This window comes from Rhodoferax sp. GT1R46, from assembly GCF_056521285.1.
The window spans coordinates 806,142-818,316 of the sequence record NZ_JBWMBC010000001.1 but is presented as its reverse complement, the minus strand read 5'-3'; the positions used below and the strand labels follow the sequence as shown (position 1 = coordinate 818,316).

Annotated in this window: 9 protein-coding genes and 1 pseudogene; 4 read left to right on the top strand and 6 right to left on the bottom strand. The window is 54.4% G+C overall.

Annotated features, from left to right (window positions below):
• Nucleotides 1-11 precede the first annotated feature (11 nt).
• The 6 genes and pseudogenes from AC097W_RS03805 to AC097W_RS03780 all read right to left on the bottom strand — a co-directional run bounded on the left by AC097W_RS03805 (nt 12) and on the right by AC097W_RS03780 (nt 7,787).
• Nucleotides 12-4,727, bottom strand: a complete 4,716-nt coding sequence (locus tag AC097W_RS03805; protein WP_479600985.1) for a pilus assembly protein — start codon at nt 4,725-4,727, stop codon at nt 12-14.
• 19 nt (nt 4,728-4,746) lie between these two features.
• Nucleotides 4,747-5,379, bottom strand: coding sequence for a pilus assembly PilX family protein (locus AC097W_RS03800; RefSeq protein ID WP_479600984.1), 633 nt, complete (start codon nt 5,377-5,379; stop codon nt 4,747-4,749).
• A gap of 19 nt (nt 5,380-5,398) precedes the next feature.
• Nucleotides 5,399-6,406: a PilW family protein gene (locus AC097W_RS03795; protein WP_479601293.1), complete on the bottom strand. Its 1,008-nt coding sequence runs from the start codon at nt 6,404-6,406 to the stop codon at nt 5,399-5,401.
• Nucleotides 6,407-6,523: 117 nt separating this feature from the next.
• A pseudogene (locus AC097W_RS03790) lies at nt 6,524-6,613 on the bottom strand (prepilin-type N-terminal cleavage/methylation domain-containing protein); the annotation flags it as partial.
• A complete protein-coding gene (pilV, locus tag AC097W_RS03785) occupies nt 6,610-7,140 on the bottom strand; it encodes a type IV pilus modification protein PilV (RefSeq protein ID WP_479600983.1) in 531 nt (176 codons plus the stop codon). The gene pilV and the pseudogene AC097W_RS03790, both read right to left, overlap by 4 nt.
• 11 nt (nt 7,141-7,151) lie before the next feature.
• Complete coding sequence (locus AC097W_RS03780; protein ID WP_479600982.1) at nt 7,152-7,787, bottom strand: GspH/FimT family pseudopilin; 636 nt, start codon at nt 7,785-7,787, stop codon at nt 7,152-7,154.
• Nucleotides 7,788-7,888: 101 nt separating this feature from the next.
• Here AC097W_RS03780 and ribD point away from each other — a divergent pair, with 101 nt between their 5' ends.
• The 4 genes from ribD (at nt 7,889) to ribBA (ending at nt 12,175) form a co-directional block, all read left to right on the top strand.
• Nucleotides 7,889-9,022, top strand: coding sequence for a bifunctional diaminohydroxyphosphoribosylaminopyrimidine deaminase/5-amino-6-(5-phosphoribosylamino)uracil reductase RibD (gene ribD / locus AC097W_RS03775; protein ID WP_479600981.1), 1,134 nt, complete (start codon nt 7,889-7,891; stop codon nt 9,020-9,022).
• 57 nt (nt 9,023-9,079) lie between these two features.
• A complete protein-coding gene (locus AC097W_RS03770) occupies nt 9,080-9,712 on the top strand; it encodes a riboflavin synthase (protein ID WP_479600980.1) in 633 nt (210 codons plus the stop codon).
• 38 nt (nt 9,713-9,750) lie between these two features.
• Nucleotides 9,751-10,995 carry a nitronate monooxygenase gene (locus tag AC097W_RS03765; RefSeq protein ID WP_479600979.1) on the top strand — a complete coding sequence of 415 codons (1,245 nt, stop codon included), beginning with the start codon at nt 9,751-9,753 and terminating at the stop codon, nt 10,993-10,995.
• Nucleotides 10,996-11,059: 64 nt separating this feature from the next.
• Nucleotides 11,060-12,175 (top strand): bifunctional 3,4-dihydroxy-2-butanone-4-phosphate synthase/GTP cyclohydrolase II, encoded by a 1,116-nt coding sequence (ribBA, locus tag AC097W_RS03760; RefSeq protein ID WP_479600978.1) that lies wholly within the window; start codon nt 11,060-11,062, stop codon nt 12,173-12,175.

Here is a 12,175-nt window from a genome sequence, read left to right as displayed (position 1 = left end):
AAACGCACGTCTTACTTCAGTTGACGCCAAACCTGTCGGTTCGATGTGGCAGATGGTGTTGCCTTGGTCAAGTCAATAGAAATAATCCGCGTGGTTCCCGTCACACCGTTGATAGTTACATCCTGCGAGCCACCCGTCCCGGTTGTAAATGTGTTAGTGGCAACGGTGTTATTGAAAACAGTTTGACTGATGTACAAAGTAGGTGCAGCACCATCTTGCAACACAAATACACCGCGCGGCGATCCGCCAGTAATTCGCACTGAATTCTCAGCAAGGCTACTGAACGCTTTAACGTAACCGCCGGTCATTGCGTCAACACCGGTAATCCAGGCATCCAATCCAGCTGAACAGTCATCGGTGCTTGGAACAATAGAGGTAAACAAGAACGCGTCAATTGTGCCCGTGATCGTATACCGCACCGGGGGCGCGATAACTCGCTCACCGGCATAAATATTGGTTATAGACGGAGAGATAGACGCCCTCAGAGGCACTACCCAGCCCTTGTTTCCTGCCACGGAATACCACGGAGTTGTTGGCGCTGCCGAGGTTTGGCGTACATCCGAATAGGTTCCCGGTGAAATTGTCATATTCGACAATTTGGTATCAAGTACCGAAGCTATAGAGTTTGACGTGCCCAGCAAATCGTCATAGACACCATATAGCGCTTGCACTGCTGTAGTAGATGGGTCTGCCGCACTCAGATAACTACCAGTTCCAAAGTAGACCATCTTACCGCCGGTGGTCAGTACGCTGGTAGGCGCAGGACCCACCTTGATTTCACCGGTAATGGGGCGCCCAGTGGGCGTTTGGTACAGAAGCGCCCCGTTGGCTGGCCAGCCGGACCCGCCTGAGACGCTGCTCAGGTCAAACCGCCACACCCCGCCCTTGTAGTCCACACCGTAGACGTAGTCAATGGTGTCTCGGTTACCCGATGTTTTGCGCACAATTTCAGTAGCACCCATGCCATTACCCGTAGTGGCATTGTTTGTAGGAATGATCTTCAAAATAGCGCCATCATTCAAGCGAACAACGTACAGGAAAGCACGCCCTGCTGTACTGTTGTAACCATTGCCAAATACGGTCACCCAAGTCCCGTCGGCCAGCTTGCCTATGGCTGGACGCCCCATGATATTGCCAAAAGTTGAGCCATATCCAAAAGTGGAGGCCAAGCTCGAAGCGGCGGTAGTAAGGTTATTGATCTCCCACATGACACTGCCTGTCGTAAACGTGGTGGAGCTTGCATCGACTGCAAACACGGTTTGCGCACCTCCGCCACCAGTCCCAATGGCCAGACTGCGCCACTTCACAGTGGAATCAGCGGGTGTACGGATCTTGGCATGTCCCAAGCCTATAGATCCATCAATTTTGCCTTCATGTTGAAAAGCGGGACTCGCCATGTTTTTGATATTCATGCGCGCGGCTTGCGGCATGAACGCCAACAACTCACCGCCACCACTACTGGTCGGGTCGGCGTTAAAAATATGAAAGAAACCATCGTTGCTGCCAACCGCTATGGTCTCTGAGCTAATAGCGCTGAAGAAGGTAGTGTAGGTTGCGTCACTATCGCCGTAGTCGTAGTCCTTCTTGGAAATAATTTGCGGATCAGAATTAACAATGTCACCCAAGACCGAGCCATAAGTTGACTTGGCATAGGTCGTGCCAGTAGGGTTGTTGGTAGTTTGCGTAGCCGGATCGATGGCCGTCGAAGTGTTGGTACCGGCGGTAATTCCCCGGTTGCGCAAAGTGCCGCCGTTGCGCTCTTCCCCACTTTTGTCTCCACGCAAATAGTTGTAGGTTGCTGAGTCGCCAAAATCATTGATCTCCGTCGTAGTGGGGTCCGCTGAACCGCTTAGAGAAGCGTAGGCGGTGGAGGCCAAGACAATAGGCGTGGTGGCACCACCTCGTCCCAAGAACATGTTGGTGCGCGATGCAGGCGCAGTAGGGATTAGAGCGGACGACTCCCACACAGGAGTGTTTGACAAGGCACCCGACGTAGACACGGGGAAAGCATACAAGCGAGACGACCAGGTTAACGAATCGTAGTTCGCCTGATATATGGCCGCAGTACCCAAACTACGCTGCCCCACACCCACCACGCTGGTGCTCGCCACGGCGGCAAGTGCCGCCGCAGATCGAAACGCCTTTCCCATTTGAGCGGGCAAGTTTGCAGGGTTGCTGATCTTGAAATAGTTGGTTGGATCCTGTGCGCCAACAGGACCCGTCATTACTCCAGCACCACCATATTTGGCCGCATACCAAAGGGGGTCATGCGGTATGAAGCTAGTGGTGGTCGCACTCGCCGCAGTCAACGTAAAAGTACGTGAGGTAGTCGTTCCAAAAGTTGGTAGCGCCTTGCTATTCAGCGGGCTGGTCAAGGTCTTTGGCAATTGAGATGCAATCGTAGGAGTCACTCCAGCCGGCACCGTCACTGCTATAGGAGAATACGTGTCCAGATAATAGATAAGCCCTGCGGCCATCGGATTGGGGAAGCTGGAGGTGTTTGTACGGGTATCGAGATACAAACCATCGGTCGTGGCCCCAGTGCCAGAAATAACGTAACCCATGTTGGATTGAATGCCACCAGGATAAGGGTCGAGCTGCTGCATCTGGATATTCAAAACGTTACCAGTGAGCGTAATGTCGTACACCACTTGCGCATCGGTTTCGTTATCGGTACCCTGGTCCGAGTCGGAATAATTGACGACCGCGGTAACCTGCGTAGGCGAGTAATTCTTGTAATAAAACCCGGTAATAGCGCCCGTTGCCTGGTACTGACCCGGGTTCTTATTAGCCGCGTAGACCTCTTTTGACAAAGGCACAATTGTTACTTTGCCCCCAAGTGGATTTGCAAATTCGATTCTAGGTGTGCGACTGCCTAAAGCCACTGCCAGGGTGTCAACTTTGGTTGCAGCAACGGTAGCTACAACCGGTGTGCCCGTTGGTGCTCCAACAGGTATTCCCGTGACCTTCCCGAAGCGAGCCACGCTCGCGGAATGGTAACTACCCTCCGACTGGGTTTCATCTGGGGCATGCCCCCGCAATTGTGAGAACGAAGAGGCGGTCTTGGCACTTGGGTTGCCATCATAATTCGTAGATGTCGATTGGCCAATATAGACATTGCGCGTACCCAAGGCCTCAGCGGTCCAAATGGCGTCTGCTTCTGTTGTTACATTAAGACCGGTTAGATCATTGGAACCCAAAGCTGCGCCATAGCCGGTGGTTGGCGTGCTGTAGTACGCACCCGGCAATTGGTCAGAATCAAAGCTGGTTAAAGGGTCTGCAATAACCATCTGCACAGGGCGCGAGCAAATAGGGCTGCCACCACTGGCCTTTGCCCGAAATGGATTGGTCCAAGTTGGCAAGGCTGAAAATCCCATCGTCGCGTCTGCGCTGGCTCCACTGCCATAATCAAAAGCACTGGTAGCCGCACTTTTTCCAGAGAAATAGCGCAGCCCCTCATACATCATTTCAGCAATCGGAGCACCCCAAGACTTGCAGTCACCCTGATTGCGATTGGCGGTGGTCTTGTATCCGCAATCATATTGGGAACCTCCCCAACCGTGAACCATTAAACGATCAATGGTTCTGGCGATGCCGTCATTACTCGACGCAAACTGCCCCGTCGCGGTAACAATTTCGTCATTGAAGCTCGTGATATTGCGTCGCACCACTCCGCCCGAATAATTTTTTTCGTATGAACCAGTAATCAAGCCAAACTTCAACTGGTCGTTTACCGCATAGTCGTGCAAGGTACCTGTGGGCTTCCAGACCGTGGGGCTGCTGGATGGATAACCGGTACACCCGGCTTCACGCGCCCCTCCAATCAACACGCAGGCCTCCACCCGCAGCTTGCGGTCTGTGGCCGTTTCGGAGGTAGCAACTCCGGTACCCTTGATAAAGTTAGCAGGAGAACTGCCAATACCTTGTGCAACGTCAGCAGATGCCCAATACCAAATGCGGTGGGTGGTATTGTCAACATTTGTCAGGTAACGCAAGACGGGCGCAGGGGTGGCACTCATGAACGCATAAGTGGTGTTGGCAGTGGGTGTTAACACTACAAAATCGTGTTGATTTGTCCCCGTTGGCATGCTCAAAGTGGTGTATTCGGCAATGTCGTAGGTATCCACGCCACCGGCAGCAAGAGGCCTGTACTCCTTGCCCCAAACATGGCTGTCTTTGGGTATGAAGGCTCCCTGCAGCACCGTAGAGGTACCGCCAGATGTGGTCGCGTTATCTACAACACGGTAACCGCCATAAAGCACGCGGCGCAAAGCATCCATACGGGATGTGGTCGCCCAGTTGAGCCAGTTGCCGTGCCAACGCTGAGTCGAACCAACCTTGCAGCCAGATGCGCTGGCCATTGCAACCGGCCTGAATAGGGGGTTATTGGCCCCAGTCGTGATGTAGTCGTAGCAACGATCGGAAATGAAATTTCCGTAGTAAGTGATTAATGGCTTAAACCCTACATCGACAGTGCCATCTCCATCAATGTCACTCGTGTCGTCGTAGGCCGCATAGAAAAGCCGATGATCTCGACTCATAGTGAGCATGACCAAGCCAGGAGCACTTTTGAGAGCCAGTAGTGGCACTTTCGCTATATTCACCGTAGTTTGCGCCCTGGCTGCATTGAACGGCGCGCTGCCGAAGATCAAAACCGCACACGCTATACCTAAACGCCTCCAAGCGGTGGACTTTGCGCTACTCCAAAAATCAAACAGATTTTTCATGGTCACTCTCCAGAATGCATTAAGGGCATACACCAACGGCTGCCACTTTTTGGCTGTAAATGGTTTGCAGCACTACTTCTGCATCACCCGATCCACCGGTACTTCGTGAAGTAACACGATAGGTGGTGGTCGTAGTGTTGACATTGGTAACGCAGCTGGCTGAACTCGATATGAACTCGATCACATACTGGGCTTTGTTTGCATTGTTGGCATACTTGGTGGCCACAGTTGCCGAACAACTTGTCCAGTTGAACGAAGTGGCAGTAAGGCAATCTGTAGCAGGCGTAGCAAGCGTAGCGCCTGCTCCTTGTGTCCAATAAGCAGCGGTGCCTCCTGCGGTTATCGGGGGATTGAACTGCCCTACCGTGGTCATAGAGATCGTTGCTGTAACCGGCACAAAACCACCAGCCGTATTGATAACCTCCAGCGCTTCTTTACCTGCACTCTCAGCCGACTGAAAGGACACATTGCGATCAAAGGCGTTGCCCGTCATGCGTTCAGATAACGTGGTGTTTCTGAAACCCACCACGCTGACAACCATCAACATGACCAACAAAATAAGTCCGATGACCAGGGTCATGCCACCCTGATTTCCCCGCAAAGAAATAGCCTGCCTTTTCCGAAAATGGGTGGGTAAATGGGTATGGGTCATGATCAAAACGTGGACAAATTTATCGTGCCGCAATACGATTTCGCAGCACCACAGTCGTCGAAAACTCTTTTCGTTGACGGTTGGCTGAGGCGCCGGTGGGCAGTGAGTAAGTGGCCCCAAGCAAGGTGGGCGTATTCATCGTCACGCCGGGATTGATGTCGTCCTCAGCGCTCACCATCATGAGGCCAATGCGAACCGCAACCACCCGACTCCAATCGGTCACGCTGGCCGCACTGGTGCGCCATACATCTGGCACCAAGGACGGCACCGCCAAGCCAGTAACCGGATCAATGACCGTCAAGCCGGTCGCCGGGTTGACCATGCTTCCGGTGTTCTCGCCGAAATGCAATTTCATGCTTTCCACGTTAGACACCAACTCTTCCGCTGCTTGACGTGAATTGCCGTTGAAATAGACGTGGTACAGGCTTGGGGTATTGGCCCCTGTGCGCGTGGCAACAAAATAATAGTGCCACTCAGCAGGCGTTACCACCGCGTCCGTACCAAACATGGTGTTAGATGCGAAATTTGCCGAACTGTTACCCATGGCAGTGCTGTGATCAATCGTGGGGACGCCCGCAGCCAAGGTCACTTTGCCCTTGAAAAGGCTAGAAGCGGTACAGTTGGAGATAATGAAATCATAGATTCCACTGTTGACCGCGGCAGTGGCCCAGCTGTAGGTATCGGTTGCATACGTCGGACTCGCGCTGGGAGATGCCATAGCAGCACTCAACGAAACGGACTTCATGCTACCGCCAGCAAAAAACAAACTCCCGCTAGCCGCCGAAGGAGTGGGATTACTGGTGGCCACCATGCCCGTTGGCACCGTCGCATCAAAGCCGCGAATAAAGTTGTATGCAGTAAAGGGTTGTGCATTGACTTCAGGGTACGTGGTTTCAGCCTGAATAGTGGCAATCTGCGCCAACGGGTTGAGACCATTAAAAGCGGCGGGAGAACTGCTAGACAACACGCTGCCAGGTAAGTACGCAACCCCTTTCTCAATGCCCATACAACCGGCATAACCGGCCATGCGCAAGTCGCGCGATATCGAGTCCAGCGCAAAAACCGCGTCTTCTTGCAATCGACCAGTGTTTTCCTGAAAACGAAATGTCTGCTTGACTGCCACGTAGACAGATGCCAACCCGGCCATCACCGCAAGTGACAGCGCTAGCGAAATCATCAACTCAATCAGCGACAGACCCCGCTGACGGGAGAGAAAAATATGAGGCTTATTCATAAGCGCAGCTCAAAGGTGATCGTTTTAAATGCGGTAGCAGAGTTATTCGTACAGCTTGTACGATCGACATCGTTCAAGGTACCCAAGCAATTGTTCCAACGAACAGTAATATCCAGTCTGCGAGCTCCACCAGCGACGGCATTGGTAATTTGTCCATCACCCTGGGGTAATTGCGCCGCTAATGCCTCCAGCCATACCTTCTTGTCTGCCTGTGCAATGGTCGTGGGGGTGCTGGGAGGCACATCTGAGTAATTGGTTAGGTATTCGCTACTGGCCGAAAGCCCCACCGCAGGATTGGCGCGAATACGGTCCGCCATGTCTGCCGCCAATTGGCTGGCTTTGGCGGATGCCTCCGAAGCCGCAGAGTTGGATACGCCGCTAACCAGCAACCCGGCGACGCCAAGCATTCCAAACGACAAAATCACCATAGTGACCATCACTTCAATCAGGCTAAAGCCCGCCTGAAAAGATGCTTGAGCCTTGGCGCTCCGTGAAAAAAACCGGTAATTGAAATTTTGTCGGGACATACAATAGACAGTCAGGAAGCGGGACAGGTTGCAGAACTCGCCACCCGATCAGTGCGAACGCGACCGCTGGTATCAATGACCAGACAGTACTTTTCACTGATTCCGTCATAAAACCAAAAGGAACGGTTTCCGGGGCCACCAGTGGTAGTGACGACTCTGCCTTGCCCATTGAAACTGAAGTAATTGAGTGTCCCGCTTTGACCGACGCTGACCGGAGAGGATGGTGCAGCAACAATTTCTACGCGCGTTACGGCAGTCGCACCGGTAGTGTCAATGGTCGGGGCTACACCATTATTTGCGGTTCCTGTCTTATCGACAAATACAGTCCAACCATTGGTCCACCCCCCTCCCGCGGTGTTTGCAGCAACCGTCACTACCGAATCCACACCACGTTTGATAGCCTCGGAACGAGCCAAACTGAGAGACACCTGCAACGCCGAGGCTGCACTGGACAAGCGATTTTTCCGCATCATGTCGCCAAACGAGGGAATGGCTACCGCCGCCAAAATAGCAACAATTGCGATAACAACCATGAGCTCTATCAGCGAGAATCCACGAAAATCGTCGACTCCTCTACATGAAACGCAAGCACCCAAGTAAGGCAAGTCTACTGACCTATTTAAAGCTGATAAATCAGAATTATTCATGGAGGATATGTTATTGCTGACGTGACACATGGGGCATACTGAACGGACAAGTGGTCTTCATTACTCGCCAAGCGGTAAAACATCAAGTGCTAGAAAACGAATTGAAATCACTCCAAGCATTAGAGGTTGCGATAGTGGAAGCCAGACGAGCGACCTCCATCGCGCCGCCCAATCCACGAGTTGGTTGCGTACTGGTGTCAAGCGATGGCGCCTTTATCGGACAAGGCCACACCCAACGCGCCGGTGGCCCACATGCCGAGGTGATGGCGCTTCGCGATGCAGCTGCAAATTGCCGTTCCGTTATAGGAGCCACTGCCTTTGTCACATTGGAACCGTGCTGCCACCACGGGCGAACCGGCCCGTGCTGCAATGCACTCATTGCCGCAGGAATCAAAAAGGTGGTGGCCAGCAACACAGACCCGAATCCGCTAGTAGCTGGAAAAGGCTTTGCAACGCTGCGGGCAGCAAGAGTGGAGGTAATGATCCTGGCTGCAGATGACCCCTTGGCAATCCAATCCCGCGAACTAAACATCGGTTTCTTCAGCCGCATGATCAGAAAAACGCCGTGGGTGCGAATGAAAGTCGCCGCTTCGCTGGATGGGAAAACGGCTTTGGACAACGGCACCAGCCAATGGATTACATCACCCGAGGCGCGGGCCGATGGTCACGCCTGGCGGGCACGGGCCTGCGCCGTGCTTACCGGCATTGGCACCGTATTAGCCGACCGGCCCAGGCTGGACGTCCGTTTGGTGGAGACCCCCAGACAACCCCACGTGGTGGTGGTGGACAGCCAGCTGCAAACGCCAACCGATGCTCCTATTTTTATAGCTGGCCGCGCAGTCTATATATACGCTGCAGGTCAAAATGATGAGAAAAAGCAGGCACTGGAAGCCCGTGGCGCCACCGTCATCTACCTGCCCGGTGAGCATGCGGATGGCACACCCACCGGGAAAGTGGATCTGGCGGCCATGCTCCTGGACTTGGGCCGACGTGAAATCAATGAACTGCATGTTGAAGCAGGTCACCAACTCAACGGTTCGTTCATCCGAGAGGGGCTGGTGGACGAATTATTGGTCTACCTCGCTCCAAAACTCATTGGGCAAGGACGCGGCATGGCAAGCTTTGGCCCCTTGACAAGCTTGGACGAAGCTTTGCCGCTGGACTTCAAGTCCGCTGAAATGGTGGGGCCAGACCTGCGCGTCATTGCCCGGGTGGCTGGGCGTGACCTTTTTTAACGAACAAGATTTTGCATGCGTGCCGGGTTCGACTGCAAACCCTGCGAAAATGATGAGATGTTTACAGGAATCATCACCGGCGTGGGGCGAATTGCCGACGTTCACGCTCTGGGCAACTCGCCCACCCACGGCAAACGTCTAACTATCTACTGTCCGCCCCGTTATCTTGACGATGTAGGCTTTGGCGACAGCATCGCGCTCAATGGCGCCTGCATGACGGTCACCACCTTCGATGCGGCTGCCAACCAGTTCGCCATCGACATTTCCGCCGAGTCTCTGGATAAAACCGCCGGATTGGACGCTCTAGGACCGATTAACCTCGAAAAAGCCTTGCGCGCCAACGACCGACTGGGCGGACACATCGTCTCCGGGCATGTGGATGGCATAGGTACCATCAGCCACTTTGCCCAAGTGGGAGAAAGCTGGGAGCTTCGGGTACTGGCACCGCCTTCTCTGGCAAAGTACCTCGCCTACAAGGGGTCCATCACGGTTAATGGCGTCAGCCTGACGGTGAACCGGGTCGCCGATGTACCAGGCGGCTGCGAGATCAGCATCAACCTGATCCCCCATACCGTCGAGAATACTGCCCTGGGCACGCTTACGAACGGCTCCAAAGTCAACCTCGAAATTGATACCGTCGCACGCTATGTAGAGCGCATGCTCAGCAGCAGCCCCTCTACAAAAATTTGACGCGCCTTTCGCCGCACATCACCACAATTAGGACAACGATGAAACGAGTTGATGACTTTCGATTGAAATTCGGGCGCAAAGAGCTGGTGCCGATCATGATTGGCGGAATGGGCGTAGATATTTCGACAGCGGAGTTGGCATTGGAGGCTGCGCGTCTCGGTGGCGTCGGGCACATCTCTGATGCCCTCGTTCATGATGTATCTGATCGACGCTTTGACACGGAATTTGTCAAGGGGAAAACCAAGTTCTACAAGAGCAACATCAACAATTCGGACAAAACCACCATTCAATTTGACTTGGGTGAACTGGCGGAAGCCACCAAATTGCATGTTGGCAAGACCATGGAGGCCAAGCGTGGTGACGGCCTGGTGTTTGTCAACGTCATGGAAAAGTTGACCATGAACTCGCCGCGCGACACCTTGCAAGTGCGACTCAACTCGGCGCTGGATGCCGGTATTGACGGCATCACCTTGAGTGCGGGTTTGCATCTGGGCTCATTCGGCCTCATGGCAGAGCACGCACGGTTTCGGGACGCGAAGCTGGGGATCATTGTGTCGTCGGTGCGGGCTTTGCAGCTATTCCTGCGAAAAACATCACGTCTGAACCGGCTTCCAGACTACGTCATCGTCGAAGGGCCGCTGGCTGGCGGACACTTGGGCTTTGGCCTGGACTGGGCCAAATACGACCTGGCCACCATCGTGGCAGAAATTGCGGCTTTTCTGAAGGCTGAGCAACTGGATATTCCACTGATTGCTGCAGGCGGCATCTTTACCGGTAGCGATGCGGTGAATTTTATGGAGAACGGCGCAGACGCTGTTCAGGTGGCAACGCGCTTCACGGTTTCTAACGAATGCGGCATGCCAGCCAAGGTCAAGCAGGAGTATTTCAGGGCCAGTGAAGACGACATCGTGGTCAATACCATTTCACCCACAGGCTACCCCATGCGCATGCTGAAAAGCACGCCGGCCATTGGCTCGGGCATTCGCCCTAACTGCGAGGCCTATGGTTACTTGCTCGATGGCAATGGCAACTGTGCCTACATCACCGCCTACAACGAGCAACTCGCCTTGCATCCGGATGGAAAAAATATATCGGTCCTGGATAAGACCTGTCTTTGCACGCACATGCGCAACTACAACTGCTGGACTTGCGGCAGCCTGACCTACCGCCTGAAAGACACCACCCGACGACTAGCCGACGGCAGCTACCAGACGCTGAGCGCTGAACACATTTTTCACGATTACCAATACAGCGTTGACCAGCAAGTTGCCCTGCCCGCTTAAACCAGAGCACGTCCGCCTCCCATCTGGGACAATAGCGGGTTTTCCCTGCCCTACAACCGACACCATGAATCCCCAGAACCCTGTGCCAATCTCCCCTGTTGAAGACATCGTGGCTGACATGCGCGCCGGGCGCATCGTCATTTTGGTAGACGAAGAAGACCGCGAGAACGAAGGCGATCTGGTGCTGGCGGCCGATCACGTAACGGCTGAAGGCATCAATTTCATGGCCCGTTTTGGCCGGGGCCTGATTTGTCTGACCCTGACGCGTGAGCGCTGTGAGGAACTGCAATTGCCGCCCATGACTGCGCGCAATGGCGACAAGAAAGGTACCGCTTTCACCGTATCAATTGAGGCGGCGGAAGGCGTAACGACTGGCATTTCGGCCGCAGACCGCGCACGCACCGTACAGGCCGCCGTCGCAAAGACTGCAGGTCCAAGCGACTTGGTGCAGCCCGGTCATATTTTCCCGCTGCAGGCGGTGGACGGCGGCGTGCTCATGCGCGCAGGCCACACCGAGGCCGGTTGCGACTTGGCGGCCATGGCGGGTTGTTCGCCAGCGGCGGTCATTTGCGAGATCATGAAGGACGATGGCACCATGGCGCGTCTGCCGGACCTGCAGCTGTTCGCGGCCGAGCACGGTCTCAAGATTGGCACCATTGCAGACCTGATTGCGCACCGCAGTCGTGTCGAGTCGCTGATTGAGAAAATCGGCGCTAGAAGCATACACACCGCTTTCGGTGAATTTACCGCGCATGCGTTCCGTGACAAGACGGGCGACGGGGTGCACCTGGCGTTGGTCAAAGGCGAATGGTCGGAGCAAGACGCCATTCCGGTTCGCGTGCATGAACCGCTGTCGGTGCTGGATGCGCTGGAAGTGGGACGCACCATGCACTCATGGAGTCTGGATGCGACTTTGGCGCACATTGCGGCCCAGGGCCAAGGCGTGGTGGTATTGCTCAATTGCGGCGAAAGTGGCGAACAATTGCTTTCGCAATTTGAAGGCACGGCCCGCTCTGCCCATGCACCCGAGCGCGGACGTATGGACCTGAGAACCTACGGTATTGGCGCACAGATTTTGCGGCACTGTGGCGTGCACAAAATGCGCCTGATGGGCAGTCCGCGCCGCATGCCAAGCATGACCGGGTACGGGCTGGAAATCACCGGTTACGTCAGCAAATAA

What these genes read in the sequence shown, in the direction of transcription:
- pilV (WP_479600983.1), bottom strand. Translation starts at nt 7,140, where the DNA reads ATGTCCCGACAAAATTTCAATTACCGGTTTTTTTCACGGAGCGCCAAG.
- AC097W_RS03780 (WP_479600982.1), bottom strand. Translation starts at nt 7,787, where the DNA reads ATGAATAATTCTGATTTATCAGCTTTAAATAGGTCAGTAGACTTGCCT.
- AC097W_RS03805 (WP_479600985.1), bottom strand. Translation starts at nt 4,727, where the DNA reads ATGAAAAATCTGTTTGATTTTTGGAGTAGCGCAAAGTCCACCGCTTGG.
- AC097W_RS03800 (WP_479600984.1), bottom strand. Translation starts at nt 5,379, where the DNA reads ATGACCCATACCCATTTACCCACCCATTTTCGGAAAAGGCAGGCTATT.
- AC097W_RS03765 (WP_479600979.1), top strand. Translation starts at nt 9,751, where the DNA reads ATGAAACGAGTTGATGACTTTCGATTGAAATTCGGGCGCAAAGAGCTG.
- AC097W_RS03795 (WP_479601293.1), bottom strand. Translation starts at nt 6,406, where the DNA reads ATGGCCGGTTATGCCGGTTGTATGGGCATTGAGAAAGGGGTTGCGTAC.
- AC097W_RS03770 (WP_479600980.1), top strand. Translation starts at nt 9,080, where the DNA reads ATGTTTACAGGAATCATCACCGGCGTGGGGCGAATTGCCGACGTTCAC.
- ribBA (WP_479600978.1), top strand. Translation starts at nt 11,060, where the DNA reads ATGAATCCCCAGAACCCTGTGCCAATCTCCCCTGTTGAAGACATCGTG.